This is a genomic window from Amycolatopsis thermoflava N1165 (genome assembly GCF_000473265.1).
In the GTDB taxonomy this organism is placed as follows: Bacteria; Actinomycetota; Actinomycetes; order Mycobacteriales; family Pseudonocardiaceae; genus Amycolatopsis_E; species Amycolatopsis_E thermoflava.
In genome coordinates this window covers 7,305,591-7,323,576 of the sequence record NZ_KI421511.1, presented here as the reverse complement: position 1 = coordinate 7,323,576, position 17,986 = coordinate 7,305,591, and the positions used below count along the sequence as shown (strand labels likewise).

Here is a 17,986-nt window from a genome sequence, read left to right as displayed (position 1 = left end):
CCTCGTTGAGCGGGTAACGCGGTCAGGCGGGACGGCGGTCCAGGATCAGCCAGCCACCGTGGAAACCGGAGACGCGGTGGCGCCATCCGCTCGCCGACCCGAGTCCGGTGAGCGTCGCGAGGTCGAAGCGGCGCACGTGACCGTAGTCGGCGTTGGGGACCTCCTCGAAGGGGACGGCGACGACGACCCGGGACCGGGCCAGTCGCTGGGCTTCGGCCAGCACCGCGGCGCCGGTCGCGGGATCGAGGTGCTCCAGCAGGTGCACGACCGTCACCGTGTCGACGCACCGGTCCGGCAGCGGCACCCGCGCCGCGTCGCACACCATCGTGCGCAGCGGCGTTTGCCAGGCGGCGGCGACCGTCGCCAGCACGCGCATGGTTCCGGCCACGATGTCGGAGGCGATCACGGTCGTGCGCGGCCGCTGCGCGAGCATCAGCGCGAGGAAGCCGAAGCACGAGCCCAGATCCAGCACGCTGCCCGGCGGCACGAGCCGCAGCACCCGCGCGTACACCGGCGCGATCCCCGCGATCAGTTCCGGCGCGGTGCGGGGATCGCGCAGGTGCTCCAGGGTGTTGGCGTAGAAGGTTTCCCAGGCGCGGGCCGGGTCCGGCACGGTGCTGCGGACGACGCCGCAGAACACGCGCTCGAAGGTGTCCTGGCCGCACAGCCAGCCGGGCGTGAACAACTCGTCGATCAGCAGCCCGGTCAGGCCGTTGTGCAGCTGGTCGGGGCGCAGGCAGTGGCTCACCTCGATGCGCCGCCCGGCCCGGTGCAGCCGGAAATGCTCGGTGCGCACCACCGCCGCCCGCCCGTCGTCCTCGGCCCGCACGACGCGCACCAGGTCGTCGAGGTACTCGGCGACCGGGAACGGCGCGAGCGGGTCCAGTGCGGCGGTCATCGCGTCACCAGGTCCAGCGCGACCCGGTCCAATCCGGACAGATCGCGGACCACCCGGACCTTGCTGCAGTACTCGGCGTAGGCGGGCAGGTCGCAGCCGCCCAGGCCCCACGAGTAGCGCGGCTCGGGGGTGAGCCAGATGGTCTCCCGTGCGCGGCGGGAGATCTCGGCGAAGGCGCCCAGGTTCGGGTCGTTGCCGTTGCCCCGCCCGTCGCCCAGCACCAGCACGGTGGTCCGGCGGGTCACGGCCGACGAGTGCTCGGCCAGGAACTCGCCGAACGCTGCGCCGTAGTTCGAGTTGGCGTCCACGTCGAGGACGTCGCCGCCGAAAATCAGGCCGAGTGCGCGCTCCACCGGGTGCTCGGCGAACAGCTCGGTGGTCTCGGCGATGTCGTCGACGAACGCGAACGACCGCACCTGCGCGAACAGGTTCTGCAGGCCGTGCACCAGGTGCAGGGTGAACCGCGCGGTGGCCCGCACGGACAGGCTGACGTCGGCGAGCACCACGAGCCGTGGCCGGTCCTCCGCGCGCCGCACGGTGACCGGGCTGAACGGGATGCCGTCGAAGCGCATGTTGCGCCGCATGGTCCGCCCCGGATCGACGCGGCCCGCGCTGGCGATGCGCCTGCGGTGGGTCAGCGCGCCGCGCAGCGACGACGCGAGCCGGCGCAACGACTCCTCCAGCTCGGCCCGCTCGCTCTCCCCGGCCTGGTCGACGTGGGCCGCTCGCTTCTCCCGCGTCTCGACGACCGTGTTCTCCAGCTCCAGCAACGCTTCCAGGTGCCGTTTCAACGCCTCCGGCAGGTTCTCCAGCACCCCGGCGAGCCGGCGGCGCAACTGTGCGGCGTCGTCCTCGTCGCCGTCCGCGGCCTGCTCGAGCCAGCCCAGCAGCGCGTCCTGCTCGGCGATGCTCAACTCGGCGTCGACCTTCGTGCCGGTCTCCTGGGACAACCGGCCGGGCACGCCCGCGCCGTGCAGGCGGTCGGTGTCCAGCTGCACCCGGTACCCGGCGTCGCCGGCGACCGCGTTGTCCGTGGAGAACACGATCTCGTCGGTCATCGACGCGAGGTCGACCTTGTTGGCCTCCTGGTGCAGGTTGTACTGCTGGGCCAGGTCGGACTGGTCGAAGTAGTCCCGGATGTCGCTGGGCTTGCCGTGCTCGTGCCCCTGCTGCGGGGTCTCGCTCGGCTCCTCGGACAGCGTGAAGCTCTCCAGCTCGCCGGTGTCGGACAGGTCGTCGTGGCTGTGCCCGTGGCCGTGCCCGTGCTCGGACGGCCCGACCCGCACCAGCGCGAAGAACGCGTCGAAGATCTCGTCGAACGCCGGGTCGTCGCGGTGGTCCTTGACCAGCGCGAGCCGCAGCGCCTCCTTGAGCACGGCCCGGTCGGCGAGGATGCCGGGCTCGGCGGCGCAGCGCAGGGCGTCGATGGTCTCCGGCACCGAGATGCGGACGTCCCGCAGCCGCAGCAGCCGCACGAACCGGTGCAGACTGGCCTCCATCGCGTGTCCCTAGGACCGCCGGCCGAACGACCGGCTGCCGCGGTCGGCGCTGACCTTCGGCGCCTCGTGCGAGTGGCCGTGTCCGTGCCCGTGTCCGTGGCCGTGCAGCGTCTCGGGCACTTCGGCGTTCGGGTCGACCAGCCGCGGCAGCGCTTCGAGGGCCTTGCGCACGTCCTTGTCGTACTTGACCACCACCGACACCGTGTCGGACAGCACCGGCGCGGTCAGTTCGTCGACCCCCAGCACGGCGAGCGTGCGTGCCCAGTCGATGGTCTCCGAGATGCTGGGCGATTTGCGCAGCTCCAGCTCACGCAGGCCGCGCACGATCTCGACGAGCTGGCGGGCGAGCGCCTCGGGCAGGCCGGTGTCCTTGCTGCGCACGATGTCCAGCTCGCGCTCCGCCGACGGGTAGTCGAGGAACAGGTGCAGGCAGCGGCGTTTCAGGGCGGCCGCGAGGTCGCGGGTGTTGTTCGAGGTGAGGATCACGTACGGGCGGTTGCGGGCGGTGAACGTGCCGATCTCCGGCACCGAGATCTGGTACTCCCCCAGCATCTCCAGCAGCACCGCCTCCAGCGCCTCGTCGGCGCGGTCGATCTCGTCGATCAGCAGCACCACGGGTTCCTCGGAGCGGACCGCCTCCAGCAGCGGGCGCGCGGCGAGGAAACGTTCGGAGAAGAACACGCTCTCCTGCGCGCCGATGCGGTCGACCGCGTCGTGCAGGTCCGGCGCGTCGGCCACGAGCTGGCCGATCTTCTCGCGGAGGATCTGGGTGTAGAGCAGCTGCTTGCCGTAGTCCCACTCGTAGAGCGCGCTGGCTTCGTCCTGGCCCTCGTAGCACTGCAGGCGCAGCAGCCGTCGGCCGGTTGCGGCGGCGAGTGACTTCGCCAGTTCCGTCTTGCCGACGCCGGCCGGGCCCTCCAGCAGCACCGGCTTCTCCAGCCGGGTCATCAGGAACACCATCGTCGCGAGCCGGTCGTCGGTCAGGTAACCCTGCGCCGCGAGCGCCTTCCCCGCCTCCTCGACGGAGTCGAATGCGGTCACGCCAAACCCTCCTCGGTAGGGGTGCCGGGGGCGGCCCCGTCCAGCCCGCCCCCGGCGGTTGAGTCAGCTGAGCAGGTCGTCCAGGTCGCCGTTCATGCAGTGATCGACGACGGGGCGGACCGTCTCGAAGGTGCACTCCTTGGCGTTGCCTGGCGTGCAGGCGTCGCCGAGGACATGGTTCGTGATGCGGTCCACGTCCTCGTCGTCGCCCTTGATGACGCTCGCCTGCTCGTAGAACTTCGTCGGGCCCTGGCCGAGCCGGTTCTTCGAGTAGCTGTCCTGGGTGACGTCGGTGAACTTCTCCGGGATGCCCACGTCGCGCAGCAGCCGGATCGCGGCCGCCAGCGCCGCGTCCGCGGCCTGCACGTCGGTCATGCCGTGCGTGTCCACGCCCATCACCTCGGCGATGTCGGCGAACCGCTTGTACGCCACCGGCATGTTGAACGCCCACACGCGCGGCAGGGCGATCGCGTTGTTCAGGCCGTGGTGGGTGTCGTAGAAGGCGCTGACCGCGTGCGAGATGGAGTGGATGATCCCGAGTCCGCCGGAGTTGAACGCCTGCGCGGCGATGTACTGCGCGTACATCATGCCCTCACGGCCGGACAGCTCGGTCGGGTTCCAGGTGGCCTGCCGCAGGTTCTCCGCGGTGAGCTTGATGGCCCGCAGCGCGTTGCCCAGCGACGGCTCGAAGTTCAGCCGCGACACGTACGGCTCGGAAGCGTGCGCGAGCACGTCGAACCCGCACTGCGCGGTGTAGTCGATCGGGCAGCTGTAGTAGAGCACCGGGTCGTCGATCGCCAGCGTGGCGACCGAGGCGTCGTCGAACGCCACATACTTGTGCGGGTTGTCCGGGTCGGTGGTGGTGTCGGTGATGACGTAGGCCCAGGACGTCTCCGAGCCGGTGCCCGCCGTGGTGGACACCGCGATGTGCGGAGGGTTGCGCGGGTTCTCGGACTTGTTGAAGCCCTCGAAGTCGTTGACGTTGCGGCCGTCGTGCGCGACCGAGATGCGGGCGCCCTTGCAGGCGTCGTGCGAGGACCCGCCGCCGATGGAGACGAAGCTGTCACACTTGTTCTCCTGGTACAGCTTGACCGCGTCCATGACGTTGTAGTCCTTGGGGTTGGACTCGACCTTGTCGTAGAGGACGACCTCCAGCCCGTGGTACTTCATCGACTCGGTGATCTTGTGGACGATGTCGGACCCGCGCAGCCCGCTCGTCATCACCAGCGTCTTCTTGAAGCCCAGCTTCAGCGCCTCCGGGCCGATCATCTCGTGGGCCCCGGGGCCGAGGAGCGCCCGCGGGAACGGGTGGAACTCCTTGATGGGGAACGGCTTCAGCAATTCGTCGACCTGCATGACGCACTTTTCCTTCCTGCGCGACGAGCGACTGTGGTGACGCGCACACCGAAGCTAGCTCCCGTCGCACGGCGCGGAAACGCTTGTGGCGCAATACTCCTCGCCCGGCACGCGACTCCGCACGACCGGCGGGGCGCGCACCTGCCCGATCGGACAGGTGCCCCTGGACGCGAAAAAGGCCCGGACGCGGGGTCCGGGCCTTTTTCGCGGTTTTCAGTTGTCCAGCAGGGCCAGTTCTTCGTCGGTGAGCAGACGGGACCGGATCAGGAAGCGCACGCCTTCGGGCGCCTCCAGCGAGAACCCGCTGCCCCGCCCGGCCACGACGTCCACCGTCAGGTGCGTGTGCCGCCAGTAGGCATACTGGTCGGCGCTCATCCAGAACGGCGTGCCGTCGCCGACATGGCCGAGCAGCACGTCCGAGTCGCCCACCCGGAACTCGCCGTCCGGGTAGCACATCGGGGCGCTGCCGTCGCAGCAGCCGCCGGACTGGTGGAACATCACCGGTCCGTGCTGCTCGATCAGCCGGCGCAGCAGAGCGACCGCGGCCCCGGTCATCGAGACCCGTTGCACCATCAGAAGAAGCCGAGCTTCTTGGCCGAGTAGCTGACGAGCAGGTTCTTGGTCTGCTGGTAGTGGTCCAGCATCATCTTGTGGGTCTCGCGCCCGATGCCGGACTTCTTGTAGCCGCCGAACGCCGCGTGCGCCGGGTAGGCGTGGTAGCAGTTCGTCCACACGCGACCGGCCTTGATGCCGCGGCCCAGCCGGTAGGCGGCGTTGCCGTCGCGCGTCCACACGCCGGCGCCGAGGCCGTACAGGGTGTCGTTGGCGATCTTCAGCGCCTCGTCCACCGAGTCGAACGTGGTCACCGACACCACCGGACCGAAGATCTCCTCCTGGAAGATCCGCATGTCGTTGGTGCCGCGGAAGATCGTCGGCTCGATGTAGTAGCCGCCGGGGTGCTCGGCGACCTCGCGGGCGCCGCCGCCGGCGAGGACCTCGGCGCCCTCCTTCTTGCCGATGTCGATGTAGGACAGGATCTTCTCGTACTGGTCGTTGCTCGCCTGCGCGCCGATCATGGTCGACGGGTCGAGCGGGCTGCCGCCGCTGATGGCCTTGGTGCGCTCGATGCAGCGGCCGATGAACTCGTCGTAGATCGCGGAGTGCACCAGCGCACGCGACGGGCAGGTGCACACCTCGCCCTGGTTGAGCGCGAACATCACGAAGCCCTCGACGGCCTTGTCCAGGTAGTCGTCGTCGGCGTCGGCCACGTCCGGCAGGAAGATGTTCGGGCTCTTGCCGCCCAGCTCCAGCGTCACCGGGATGATGTTCTCGCTGGCGTACTGCATGATCAGCCGCCCGGTGGTGGTCTCACCGGTGAACGCGATCTTGGCGATCCGGGAGCTGGACGCCAGCGGCTTGCCCGCCTCGATGCCGAACCCGTTGACGACGTTGAGCACGCCCGGCGGCAGCAGGTCGGCGATCACCTCGATCACCTTCAGGATCGACGCCGGGGTCTGCTCCGCGGGCTTGAGCACGACGCAGTTGCCCGCCGCCAGCGCGGGCGCCAGCTTCCACGCGGCCATCAGGATCGGGAAGTTCCACGGGATGATCTGGCCGACCACGCCCAGCGGCTCGTGGAAGTGGTAGGCGACCGTGTCGGCGTCGATCTCGGCGATGCTGCCTTCCTGCCCGCGGATGGCGCCCGCGAAGTAGCGGAAGTGGTCGACGGCCAGCGGCAGGTCGGCGGCCAGGGTCTCGCGGACCGGCTTGCCGTTCTCCCAGGTCTCGGCCACCGCGAGCTCTTCGAGGTGGTCCTCGATGCGGTCGGCGATCTTGTTCAGGATGTTGGCGCGCTCGGTGGTCGAGGTGGCGCCCCACTTCTCGGCGGCGGCGTGGGCCGCGTCGAGGGCGAGGTCGATGTCGGCCGCGGACGAACGCGCCACCTCGCAGAACACCTTGCCGTCGACCGGCGACGGGTTCTCGAAGTAGCGCCCCTCGGCCGGTGCGACCCAGTCACCGCCGATGAAGTTGTCGTACCGCGCGGCGAAGCTGACGACACTGCCGTCGGCACCGGGCTTGGCGTAGGCCATGGAAGCACTCCATTCACTCGATCACATCGGTGTGATGGGTGCCACCGTGCCCGTCGCGGGTTGGCGAAACGTTGGCGCTCAGTCGCGCAGGGCCTCGTGCAGGCGGGCCGCCGCGATGCCGCGCCGGCCGTCGCCGGGGCTCAGCAGGCGGTGCGCGTGCTCGTGGACCTGCAGGTCGAACGGGTGCCGCTCGCCGTAGGTCAGCGCCAGGTCGGGCTCGCGCGAGGACAGCACGGCCTCCCGCACGGCGACCTCCAGGTGGTCCCGCCACCGGGTGATGCCGGGCGCCTCGGACGCGGGCAGCAGCGGCCCGGTGTAGCGGCGCACGGCCGTCGCGGTGTCCCCAGCCTTGAGCGCGGTCAGCACGTCGACGGCGTCGCAGTCGATGGGCGCGGTCAGGGCGTAGCGGCGGTTCGCCAGCCCGCCGCCGAGCATGCGCCGCAGGTGGGAGGCCTCGGCGCGCAACGTCGTGCTGGTGACGGGCAGATCCCCGTACAGCGCTTCGCGTAACCCGTCGGGCGAGAAGCCGCCGGGTTCGAGCGCGAGCAGGGTGAGCACCTCCAGCTGCCGCGGCGACAACCGCAGCGGGACGCCGTCGAACGTGGCGCTGCCGGAGCCCAGGCAGGACAGCCGGATGCCCGGGGCCGCGGGCGGGGCGGCCTGCAGCCGCGATTCGATCGCGGTGACCAGCGTGCGGACCGTCGACATGGCCAGCGGGTGCGACCGGTCCCAGGTGGTGGACAGGTCGAGGACGCCGAGGTGGCGCCCGCGCGGGTCGCGGATCGGCGCGCAGTAGCAGACCCAGCCGTGCAGGGCCGCGACCAGGTGCTCGGCGGAGAAGACGCTGCTCGGGCGGCCGGTGCGCAGCGCCAGCGACAACGCGTTGGTGCCCATGTCCGGCTCGTCCCAGCGGCCGCCGGGCGCGAAGTTCACGCGCTCGGCCCGCCGCCGCATGACCCGTCCGCCGCAGGTCCACAGGATCGTGCCGGACTCGTCGGTGACGGCCGCGACGAAACCGGCGTCGTCGGCGATGCTGCGCAGCTCGTCGGCCAGTTCGGTGACGGGGGCCCGCAGCGGCGACTCGCGCCATCGGGAGCGCACCTCGTCACCGGCCGCGGGCGCGCTGTCCCGTGACGGATCCACGATGGACAGCGAACGTGCCCAGGATTCGGCCACCTCGCTGCGCAGTTCCAGGGTTTCCGGGCGTGCCTGAGCCGGCACCCAGCGGGCCCATTCCCGTTCCAGGGCCGCGCGGCGCTGGTGGAGCGCACTACGCTCTGCCATTTCCGCGACCCCGTCGTCCTCGTGCTTCCGGCGCGATGGTGCTCCATGATGCCTGACGATCGCCGCGGGCGCACCTACCCGCACGGAGGGTTCCAACGTCGCGCCAACGTTCGCCGGTCAGGCTCCGCGGCATGGACTTCTGGGCTGAGCAGGCGCAACGGTTGCACTGGGACGTGCGGTGGTCGGAGGTTCTGGACTGGTCCGGCGCGCCGTACGCGAAGTGGTTCACCGGTGGCAGGCTGAACGTGGCCCGCAACTGCGTGGACCGGCACGTCGAGGCCGGTTTCGGGGACCAGGTGGCGATCCACTGGGTGGGCGAGCCCGGCGATTCGCGGGACATCACCTACGCGCAGTTGCGGGACGAGGTGTGCCGGGCGGCGAACGCGCTGGTCTCGCTCGGGGTGCGGGCCGGTGACCGGGTCGCGATCCAGCTGCCGATGATCCCCGAGGCGATCGTGGCGATGCTGGCCTGCGCGCGGCTGGGAGCTCCGCATTCGGTGGTGTTCGGCGGGTTTTCGCCATCAGCGCTGCGGTCGCGGGTCGACGATGCCGAGGCGAAGGTCGTGATCACCGCCGACGGGCAGTACCGGCGGGGCAAGGCCGTGCCGGTGAAGGCCGGGGTGGACGAGGCGCTGGCCGGGTCCGCGGTGGAGAAGGTGGTCGTGGTGCGGCGCACCGGGACGCCGGTGTTGATGGGCGAGCGGGACGTGTGGTGGCACGAGCTGGTCGACCCGCAGCCGACTGAGCACACCGCCGAGGCTTTCGACTCCGAGCACCCGCTGTTCATCCTCTACACCAGCGGGACGACCGGGAAGCCGAAGGGGATCCTGCACACCTCGGGCGGCTACCTCACCCAGGTGGCCTACACGCACGCCGCGGTGTTCGACCACCGGCCGGGCGAGGACGTGTACTGGTGCACCGCGGACATCGGCTGGATCACCGGGCACTCCTACATCGTGTACGGGCCGCTGGCGAACCGCGCGACGCAGGTGATCTACGAGGGCACGCCGAACACGCCGCACGAGGGGCGGCACTGGGAGATCATCCAGCGGTACGGGGTGTCGATCTACTACACCGCACCCACGCTGATCCGCACGTTCATGAAGTGGGGCGAGGACATCCCGGCGCGCTACGACCTGTCTTCGTTGCGGGTGCTGGGATCGGTGGGCGAGCCGATCAACCCGGAGGCGTGGCGGTGGTACCGCGAGCACATCGGCGCGGGCAAGGCGCCGATCGTGGACACCTGGTGGCAGACCGAAACCGGGGCCATCATGATCGCCCCGTCGCCCGGTTCCGCGGAGTTCAAGCCGGGTTCCGCGCAGACCCCGGTGCCCGGGATCTCCGCCGTCGTGGTGGACGACGCGGGCAAGGAGGTCGCCCCGGGCGAGAGCGGTTACCTGGTGCTGGACCAGCCGTGGCCCTCGATGCTGCGCGGCGTGTGGGGCGACGACGCCCGGTTCCGGGAAACGTACTGGTCGCGGTTCGCGGGCGCGTACTTCGCGGGCGACGGCGCGCGGTACGACGCCGACGGCGACATCTGGCTGCTGGGGCGGGTGGACGACGTCATGAACGTCTCCGGGCACCGCATCTCCACGGCCGAGGTGGAGTCGGCGCTGGTGTCCCACCCGGCGGTCGCGGAGGCCGCGGTGGTGGGCGCCGCCGACCCGACGACCGGGCAGGGCATCGTGGCGTTCGTGATCCCGCGCGGGGTCGCCGAGGTGTCCGTGCAGGAGCTGCGGGAGCACGTGGCGCAGGAGATCGGCCCGATCGCCAAGCCGCGGCAGATCATGGTCGTGCCCGAACTGCCGAAGACGCGCTCGGGCAAGATCATGCGCCGGCTGCTGCGGGACGTGGCGGAGAACCGCGAAATCGGCGACGTGACAACACTCGCCGACGCGACGGTGATGGCCCACCTCAAGGCTGGCGTGAGTTCGCAGCGGTAGTGCGGTGGTGGCGGTCCGGCGGGGATGTCGTCGCCGGCCACCGCCACCCGGAGGTCGATCTTCGCGCCGTCCTTGCACGGTGAACAACATCCAGATACCGCCATAATTTCGACAACAAATTCCTATTTCCGTGCGCGTAACGTTCATCCTTTCCGGAACGACAAAGCGGCTGCATTGCCCCGAGATCAATTCCTTCCGAAAAGGACGTCCCCATGCGCATGATCAGTCGCGTTCTCGGCACGGTCGCGGTGGCGGGTATCGCGCTGCTCGGTCCGGCACCTGCGGTTTTCGCGGCTCAGCCGACCGATCTCTACGACTGCGGCGACTTCACCTACCAGGAAGAAGCGCAGGCCATTTTCGACCAGACGCCGGGAGATCCGTACAACCTCGACGACGACAACGACGGCATCGCCTGCGAAAGCCTGCCGCACAAGCCGTCGGAGCAGCCGTCCACCCCGAGCAGCAGCCCCGCCACCCAGGCGCCGCCCGTGACGGCTCCGCCCGAGACGACCACCGCGGACCTCGACTGCGCCGACTTCGCGACCCAGGCGCAGGCCCAGGCGGTCCTCGACGCCGACCGCAGCGACCCGCACCGCCTGGACGCCGACCACGACGGCATCGCGTGCGAGACCAAGTTCGGTGAGCAGAACTCCACCGGCGGCTCGCAGGTGAAGGTCAAGCCGGTCGGTGGCGTGGACACCGGCGGCGGCGACCAGGGCACCGACGCCGGCCCGGCGGTCGCGGTCGGGGCGCTCGTCCTCGTCGGCGGCAGCGCCGGCACCGTGCTGCTCATGCGGCGGCGCGCCGGCCGATGACCACCGCACGATGGCGCCGATGGCTCGCGATCGCGGCCATCGGCGCCACCCTCACCGCCTGCGGCTCGCCCAGTGAGCCGCAGCCCGCGCCGGCCGCGCCCCCGACGTCGACGCTGCCGGCTCCGGTCTCCACCACCGCCGCCGCCCCGGTCGACGGGCCCCTGCCGCACTCCCGGCCGGTCAAGCTCGAGGTGCCGTCGATCGGCGTCAGCACCGGCCCGATCATCGACCTCGGCCTGGCCGACGACGGCGAGCTCGAAGTCCCCGGGGACGCCGTCACCACCGGCTGGTTCACCGGCAGCCCGTCCCCCGGCGAGACCGGGCCCGCGGTGCTCGCCGCGCACGTCGACTACAACCACGTGCCCGGCGCGTTCCACCGCCTCAAGGACACCAAGCCGGGCGACCAGGCGATCGTGCACCGGGCCGACGGGACCACCGCGGTGTTCACCGTCTACCGCGTCGAGCGGTACCCGAAGTCGCAGTTCCCGACCGACGACGTCTACGGCGACACAGCGGGCCCGGAGCTGCGCATGATCACCTGCGGCGGCGCGTTCGACCGGTCGACCCGCAACTACGCGGACAACGTCGTGGCCTACGCGCGCCTGTCGCAGGCCTACCGCGGCTGATCACGCCAGCGCCTCGGTCGGCGTGAGCCGGGCGGCGCGCATCGCCGGGTACGCACCGGCGATCGCGCCGACCAGCGCCGCCACCCCGGCCCCACCGAACAACGCGAGCGGCGGCAGCACCGCGGGCCAGTCCTGGGTGAGCGCGTACCCGGCGGTCACACCGACCCCGGCCAGCACCCCCACCACCCCGCCGAGCAGGGACAACAGGACCGATTCGGCGAGGAACTGGCCCCGCACCTGCCGCCGCGTCGCGCCGAGCGCCCGCCGGAGCCCGATCTCGCGCCGCCGTTCCAGCACCGAGATCACCATCGTGTTGGCCACGCCGACCCCGCCGACGAGCAACGCGACGCCGCCCAGCGCGAGGAACAACGCGCTGAACGACGACTCGGACAGCCGTTTCGCCACCAGTGCCTCCGACGGCCGCGTCACCTCCACCTCGCCCGGCCGCTGTGGACTCAGCGTGGCCGCCAGAACCGACCGCACGTCCTCCACGGCGGACTCCTCCGCCCGCACGTACACGGTCGTCGGGTGGCCGCCGAACCCGAGGCGCGCCTTCGCCACCTCCCAGCCGACGAGCACCGAGCGTTCGATCTCCGGCGCGAGCGGCATCGCGTCCAGGACGCCGGCGACGGTGAACCACTGGCCGTCGATCCACACCTGACGCCCGGGTTCCCGCACCCCGAGCCGCGTCGCGGCGACCGAACCCAGCACCACGACGGGGAACCGCGAGTTCGCCGCGTCGAGGAACGCACCGGTGTACACATGTCCATTGAGGACGGAGAGCAGCTCAGGCGTGGCCGCGAGCACGCTGAGCCCGGACGTCTCGTCGGCGTACCCGCACCACCGCGACACAACTGGACACCCGCCTACCGCCCGGATCCACGGCATCCCAGCCCGCACCACCCCCACACCTCAACAGCGTGCCCGCACCACCGCGACACAACTGGACACCCGCCTACCGCCCGGATCCACGGCATCCCAGCCCGCACCACCCCCACACCTCAACGGCGTGCCCGCACCACCGCGTCGTAGATGGTCACCGCCTTGCCGTCCGGGTCCGTGGCTTCCCGGGGCCGCGCCTCGGCGACCTCCACGCTCCACTCGCCGGGCAGCCAGCTCGCCACCTCCTCCGCGCTGCTGAACCGCTCGGGTACGTGCGGCCGCCCCATCGTGGTGTGCAGGTCGCGCGCGTCGTGGTGCACCAGCAGCACCGTGCCGCCCGGGTTGAGCCACCCGGCGAAGCGCCCGACCAGGTCACGCAGCTCCGTGTTGCGCAGGTGCAGGAACTGCGACGAGATCAGGTCGAACCGCCGGTCGCCCGGGTCCCAGGTCCGCACGTCGGCCCGCTCCCACTCGATCCGGTCCCCGACCCCGGCCGCCGCGGCGTGCTCGGATCCGCGTCGCAGCGCGGTTTCCGACAGATCCAGCGCCGTCACGCGCCAGCCGCGCTCCGCGAGCCAGCAGCTGTCGGCTCCCTCGCCCGCGCCGATGTCCAGCGCCGTGCCCGGCGGCAGGTCCCCGGCCTCCGCCACGAGCTGCGGGTTGGGCCGTCCACTCCAGACCGCGGTGTGCGAGCGGTACCGCTCCTCCCAGAACTCCTCGCCGTACTCCTCAGATCCCATGACGCCGTGCCCCTCCAACGAGCTCGCTCACGTCGCTCTCGTCCGCGAACACCCCGGCCCGGTGCGCGGCGACCGCCGCGCGCGTGTCCTCCGCGACCAGGTCGGCGTTGATCGCCGCGCCGGCCGTCAGTCCCCCGGACGCCGACACGATCACCTGCGCGGTCACGTTCGCGACGTTCCCCGCGACCCACACGCCCGGCACCGCGGTGGCGCCGGTCGGGTCCGCGGCGACGTAACTCCCGATCACGTGGCCCTGCACGACCTGCTCCGACACTTCGACCCCGAGCGCGGTGAGCAGCCCGGCCCGCGCCGTGAACCGGGGCGCGACCACAGCCACCTGCCGCGGCACGACCTCGCCGGACCGCATCCGCACCCCGGTCAACCGGTCGTCGTCCACCTCGACGGCCGCGACCTCGCCCTCGACCACCCGGATCCCGCGGGCGGCCAGTTCCTCGCGCTGCTCGTCGGTCAGCTCCGGCGCCCGGTGCCGGAACAACGTCACGTCGGCGCTGAGCTGCCGCCACAGCAGAGCCGCGTGCACCGCCATCGGGTTCCCGCCGATCACGCCGATCGCCTGGTCCCGCGCCTCCCACCCGTGGCAGTACGGGCAGTGCAGGACGTCGCGGCCGAACCGCTCCGCGACACCGTCGATGTCCGGCAGCTCGTCGACCAGTCCAGTGGTCACGAGCAACCGGCGCGCGCGGACCGACCGGCCGCCGTCGAGGGTCACCTCGAAACCGTCCGCGGTCCGCTCGGCCGCGGTGACCGTGCCCGTGACGATCTCGCCGCCGTACCCGGTCACCTCGTCGCGACCGATGGCGACCAGCTCGGCCGGTGGAGTACTCTCCCGGCCCAGGTAGTTGTGCACGTGTCCGGCTCGCGCGTTGCGCGGGTCGCCCGCGTCGACGACCAGCACCGACCGGCGCGCCCTGGCCAGCGCGAGGGCGCCGGCCAGCCCCGCCGCTCCACCACCCACCACCACAACGTCGTACTTCTCGTCCATGACCGCGACTATCCGCGCGACCGGCCGCGGGTGACAAGAAATTTTGCCGGGATGGCAAACCCGGGGCGGGGCCGGGCTTGAAGAGCCGGGAAGCGGGTAAACACCGGCCACCAACGAGGAGGGCGAGGGTGGAGCAGATACCGACGTTCGGCGTCGAAGAGGAGTTCCTGCTCGTCGACGATCGGGGTCACCTGTCGGACCGCGGTCCGGAGATCGTCGAAGCCTTCGAGCGCCCCGACGGCGACGTGCAGCGGGAACTCGCGCGCAGCCAGGTGGAGCTGGCCAGCGAGGTCTGCCGGGGCGCGGGCGAACTCCTGGATCAGCTCACGCACTTCCGCTCCCGGCTCGCGGGCGAGGCGGCGAAGCGCCAGTTGCGCCTGATCGCCAGCGCGACCCCGCCGCTGGCCGAGGCGCACCCGCCCGCCCTCACCCCGACTCCGCGGTACCGGCGGATGGGCGAGCACTTCGGCATGATCGCGCGCACCGGCACCACGTGCGGCTGCCACGTGCACGTGAAGATCCCGGACCGGGGCACCGGGGTGCGGATCAGTAACCACGTCCGGCCGTGGCTGCCGGTGCTGCTCGCGCTGACCGCGAACTCGCCGTTCGACAGCGGCCACGACACCCGGTACAGCAGCTGGCGGCACGTGCTGTGGTCGCGTTGGCCGTCCGCGGGCCCGCCACCGGTGTTCGCCTCGCTCGACGAGTACGAGTCCCGTGTCGCCGCGATGCTCGAATCCGGCGCGATGCTGGACCGGGGCATGATCTACTGGGACATCCGGCTGTCGGAGAAGCGCCCGACGCTGGAGTTCCGCATCAGCGACGTCGCGGCGACGGCCCGAGAGGCGGCCACCCTCGCGGCCGTGGTGCGCGGGCTCGTGCTCACTGCGATGTCCGAACTGGACGTTCCGCCGCCGCCGGTGCCCGGGGAAGTGTTGCGGGCCAACCTGTGGCGCGCGGCGCGCGACGGCCTGGACGGCTCGGCCCTGCACCCGGAGACCGGGCGCCTCACTCCGGCCCCGGCGCTGGTCAGCCAGCTGGTCGAACGGGTCCGCGGCGCGCTCACCGAGACCGGCGACCTCGACTTCGTGCTGGAGTCGCTGGCGTGGGTGCACGAGCACGGCAACGGCGCCCAATGCCAGCGACGCGCCTTCGCGGTGAACGAGCGGCTCACCGACGTGGTGGACCTGCTCAGCCTGCGGTAGGCCGCTCAGGAGGCCGCCGCGTTGTCGTGGTGGTGAACCTGATCAGCCTCCGACAGCCGCCTTCAGCGCATCCGGGTCCGCGAGCGCCGAACCGACCGCCACACCACGACACCCAGCGGCCAGGAAGTCCGCCGCATTGCCCGCATCGACACCACCCGTGGCGACGAACCGCACCGACGGGAACGGCGCCAACTGCGCCGCAATCCAGCCCGCCCCCAACTGCCCCGCCGGAAACGCTTTAAGCCAGTTCCGAGCGCCAGCGGCACGCCAACACCGAGCACGACCAGCTCAGCCTCCGACAGCCGCCTTCAGGGCGGCCAGCGCATCCGGGTCCGCGAGCGCCGAACCGACCGCCACGCCACGACAGCCGGCGGCCAGGAAGTCCGCCGCATTGCCCGCATCGATACCACCCGTCGCGACGAACCGCACCGACGGGAAAGGAGCCAGCTGCGCCGCGATCCAGCCCGCCCCCAACTGCCGCGCGGGAAACGCCTTCAGCCACGTGTTCCCCAGCGCCAGCGCGCTCGCGATCTCGGTCGCCGTCGCCACGCCGGGCAGGTGCGGCAGGCCGAGCCGGTGCGACTCCCGCACGACGTCCGGGTGCAGCCCGGGCGCCACGGTGAACTCGGCGCCGATCTCCCGCACCGCAACCAGCTGGTCCACTGTGGTCACCGTGCCCGCGCCGACGCTCTTGCCCCGCTCGGCCGCCGCGGCCACGGCCGCACGCAGCGACGGCATCGCGTCCGGCGTCTGCACCGGGATCTCCACCAGCTCCACCCCGAAGTCCCAGGCGCGCACGCACATCTCCACAGTCTGTTGTGGATCGAGACCGCGGAAGATGCCCAGCACGGGGTTGCGGCCGAGGTGTGCGGCGAAGAAGTCAGCGGGATCCATGGTCGTCTCCTCCCCAGCCCAGTGCCCGGGAGATCCGGTGGGCGGCGGTCCGGTACTCGTCGAGGTGTGCACGCAGTTCGGCCAGCGGCGCGACGACCTTGAGCGCGGTGACGGACAGGCTGTGCGTCACCTGGCCCCGCGCGTCACGCACCGGCACTGCCAGGCAGTTCAGGAAGTCCTCGTGTTCGCCGTCGTCCTCGGCCCAGCCGCGTTCGCGGACGCGGTCCAGCTCGGCGGACAGCTCCGCGGGGCCGGCGACCGTGGTGGGCGTGAAGCGCTGGTAGTCGCACAGGGACAGCCAGCGCTCGCGGTCCGGCTGGTGCGCCAGGATCGCCTTCGCCACGCCGGCGGTGTGCAGAATCGCCGGCAGCCCGATACGCGACCCCATCGCGACACTGCCGCGGCCGTCGATCTTGTCCACGTACACGACCCGGTCGCCCACCAGTTCCGCGAAGTGCACGGTGTGCCCGCAGCGTTCGCCCAGCTCCTGCAGGACCGGGCGGGCGAGGGCGCGCGCCTCGACCTGGTCCAGCGCGAGCTGGCCGTAGGCGATCAGCTGGAACCCCATCGCGTAGCGGTTGTCCGGGACGCGCCGGACGAACCCGCCCTCCTCCAGGGTCTGCAGGATCCGCAGCGCGGTCGACTTGTGGACACCGAGGTGGTCGGCGATCTCGCCGAGGGTGCGGTGGCGGCGGGAGACGAACGCGACGATGTCGATCGCGCGGGCGACGGTCTGGGACATCAGCCCAGTTTTCCGATGATGTCGGCGGCCGGGGGCAGCTCGGCGAAGTCCGACGGCGATTCGAGCACGCGGGCGGCGGCGTAGTGGCCGAGCCGGAGGCGGGTCAGCTCGTCGCGGTCGTCGAGGAAGCCGCTGAGCCACCCGGCCGCGAACGCGTCCCCGGCCCCGACGGCGTCCACCACGTCGACCTTCGTGGACGGCGCGCGGTGGACCCCGGACGGCGTGAAGCTGACCGCCTCGATCGCGGCGTCCTTGACCACCAGGTAGCGCGGGCGGTCGAGGAGTTCGCGGACGCTCTCCGCGTCGCTCGTGCCCCACAACGCCTCCGCCTCGTCCCGGCCGACGAACACGATGTCGCTGTCCTGGGCGAGTTCCCGCAGGACCTCGGGCGCGTCGCCGTGCCACAACCGCGGGCGGTGGTTGACGTCGAAGCTGACCAGGCCCGGGCCGCGGATCAGCGCGCGCGTGGCTTCGCGGGCCTCCTCGGACAGCGCGGCCGTGATGCCGGAGACGTGCACGAGCCGCGCCGGGTGGGCGGTCCAGTGCGCGATGTCGGCGGTCGTGATCGCGGAGGCGGCGGAGCCTGCGCGGTAGTAGTAGACGCGGGTTCCGTCCGGGGTGGGGTCCTTGAAGTAGACCGCGGTGGGACGTCGCTCGTCGCGACGGACCAGCGACGTGTCGACGCCGTGCCGCTGGAGGTCGTCGAGCACGAGGTCGCCGAGCGGGTCCACACCGAGCGCGCTCGCCCAGGCCGCCTTGTGCCCGAGGCGGGCCAGCAGGGCCGCGACGTTCGACTCCGCGCCGCCGGGCCGCAGCAGGAAGCGGCTGTCCGAGACCAGGCGGCCGCCCGCTTCGGGCGTGACCATGACCATGGTCTCGCCGACCGTCAGCACGTCCACGCCCGCCTCCGTTGCACATGTTGCAATGCCGTTGTTCTCATTGCAATATAGCAGGTGGCGATGCGGCGC

At 71.5% G+C, this 17,986-nt stretch carries 16 protein-coding genes and 2 pseudogenes; 4 read left to right on the top strand and 14 right to left on the bottom strand.

The genetic code is table 11. The features are described from left to right. Positions 1-22: 22 nt before the first annotated feature. The 7 genes from mftM to AMYTH_RS0136340 form a co-directional block, all read right to left on the bottom strand. Positions 23-898: a mycofactocin oligosaccharide methyltransferase MftM gene (gene mftM, locus AMYTH_RS0136370; protein WP_027934346.1), complete on the bottom strand. Its 876-nt coding sequence runs from the start codon at positions 896-898 to the stop codon at positions 23-25. Next, a complete protein-coding gene (locus tag AMYTH_RS0136365) occupies positions 895-2,397 on the bottom strand; it encodes a VWA domain-containing protein (protein WP_027934345.1) in 1,503 nt (500 codons plus the stop codon). Before AMYTH_RS0136365 ends, mftM begins: the two co-directional genes overlap by 4 nt. A 9-nt stretch (positions 2,398-2,406) precedes the next feature. Continuing rightward, a complete protein-coding gene (locus AMYTH_RS0136360; protein ID WP_027934344.1) occupies positions 2,407-3,438 on the bottom strand; it encodes an AAA family ATPase in 1,032 nt (343 codons plus the stop codon). Between the two features lie 63 nt (positions 3,439-3,501). Continuing rightward, positions 3,502-4,794, bottom strand: coding sequence for an NDMA-dependent methanol dehydrogenase (mdo, locus tag AMYTH_RS0136355; RefSeq protein ID WP_027934343.1), 1,293 nt, complete (start codon positions 4,792-4,794; stop codon positions 3,502-3,504). Between the two features lie 213 nt (positions 4,795-5,007). Continuing rightward, positions 5,008-5,367, bottom strand: coding sequence for a DUF779 domain-containing protein (locus AMYTH_RS0136350; protein WP_027934342.1), 360 nt, complete (start codon positions 5,365-5,367; stop codon positions 5,008-5,010). After that, positions 5,367-6,884, bottom strand: coding sequence for an aldehyde dehydrogenase (adh, locus tag AMYTH_RS0136345; RefSeq protein ID WP_020420254.1), 1,518 nt, complete (start codon positions 6,882-6,884; stop codon positions 5,367-5,369). Before adh ends, AMYTH_RS0136350 begins: the two co-directional genes overlap by 1 nt. Before the next feature lie 78 nt (positions 6,885-6,962). Continuing rightward, complete coding sequence (locus AMYTH_RS0136340; RefSeq protein WP_027934341.1) at positions 6,963-8,168, bottom strand: helix-turn-helix domain-containing protein; 1,206 nt, start codon at positions 8,166-8,168, stop codon at positions 6,963-6,965. 131 nt (positions 8,169-8,299) lie between these two features. Between AMYTH_RS0136340 and acs the strand changes: the two genes are divergently transcribed. From acs to AMYTH_RS0136325, 3 genes are all read left to right on the top strand, one after another. Next, positions 8,300-10,111, top strand: coding sequence for an acetate--CoA ligase (gene acs / locus AMYTH_RS0136335; RefSeq protein ID WP_027934340.1), 1,812 nt, complete (start codon positions 8,300-8,302; stop codon positions 10,109-10,111). A gap of 212 nt (positions 10,112-10,323) precedes the next feature. Further along, positions 10,324-10,926, top strand: a complete 603-nt coding sequence (locus AMYTH_RS0136330) for an excalibur calcium-binding domain-containing protein (RefSeq protein ID WP_027934339.1) — start codon at positions 10,324-10,326, stop codon at positions 10,924-10,926. Then, complete coding sequence (locus AMYTH_RS0136325) at positions 10,923-11,552, top strand: class F sortase (protein WP_027934338.1); 630 nt, start codon at positions 10,923-10,925, stop codon at positions 11,550-11,552. Before AMYTH_RS0136330 ends, AMYTH_RS0136325 begins: the two co-directional genes overlap by 4 nt. On the opposite strand, the pseudogene AMYTH_RS46355 reads toward AMYTH_RS0136325, so the two are convergent. The 3 genes and pseudogenes from AMYTH_RS46355 to AMYTH_RS0136310 all read right to left on the bottom strand — a co-directional run. Further along, positions 11,553-12,398, bottom strand: a pseudogene (locus AMYTH_RS46355) (ABC transporter permease); the annotation flags it as partial. 155 nt (positions 12,399-12,553) lie between these two features. After that, positions 12,554-13,174, bottom strand: coding sequence for an SAM-dependent methyltransferase (locus AMYTH_RS0136315; RefSeq protein ID WP_027934337.1), 621 nt, complete (start codon positions 13,172-13,174; stop codon positions 12,554-12,556). Then, positions 13,164-14,177: an NAD(P)/FAD-dependent oxidoreductase gene (locus tag AMYTH_RS0136310; protein ID WP_027934336.1), complete on the bottom strand. Its 1,014-nt coding sequence runs from the start codon at positions 14,175-14,177 to the stop codon at positions 13,164-13,166. The genes AMYTH_RS0136315 and AMYTH_RS0136310 overlap by 11 nt, the downstream gene beginning before the upstream one ends. Positions 14,178-14,305: 128 nt before the next feature. Between AMYTH_RS0136310 and AMYTH_RS0136305 the strand changes: the two genes are divergently transcribed. Then, on the top strand, positions 14,306-15,382 hold the full coding sequence (locus AMYTH_RS0136305) for a carboxylate-amine ligase (protein WP_027934335.1): 1,077 nt from the start codon (positions 14,306-14,308) through the stop codon (positions 15,380-15,382). Positions 15,383-15,424: 42 nt separating this feature from the next. Here the strand turns inward: AMYTH_RS0136305 and AMYTH_RS48300 are convergent. The 4 genes and pseudogenes from AMYTH_RS48300 to AMYTH_RS0136290 all read right to left on the bottom strand — a co-directional run. Beyond that, a pseudogene (locus AMYTH_RS48300) lies at positions 15,425-15,616 on the bottom strand (2-dehydro-3-deoxyphosphogluconate aldolase); the annotation flags it as partial. A gap of 54 nt (positions 15,617-15,670) precedes the next feature. Continuing rightward, on the bottom strand, positions 15,671-16,276 hold the full coding sequence (locus AMYTH_RS0136300; protein ID WP_027934334.1) for a bifunctional 4-hydroxy-2-oxoglutarate aldolase/2-dehydro-3-deoxy-phosphogluconate aldolase: 606 nt from the start codon (positions 16,274-16,276) through the stop codon (positions 15,671-15,673). Next, a complete protein-coding gene (locus AMYTH_RS0136295; RefSeq protein WP_027934333.1) occupies positions 16,263-17,018 on the bottom strand; it encodes an IclR family transcriptional regulator in 756 nt (251 codons plus the stop codon). Before AMYTH_RS0136295 ends, AMYTH_RS0136300 begins: the two co-directional genes overlap by 14 nt. Next, positions 17,018-17,917 carry a sugar kinase gene (locus AMYTH_RS0136290; RefSeq protein ID WP_027934332.1) on the bottom strand — a complete coding sequence of 300 codons (900 nt, stop codon included), beginning with the start codon at positions 17,915-17,917 and terminating at the stop codon, positions 17,018-17,020. Before AMYTH_RS0136290 ends, AMYTH_RS0136295 begins: the two co-directional genes overlap by 1 nt. Positions 17,918-17,986 lie beyond the last annotated feature (69 nt).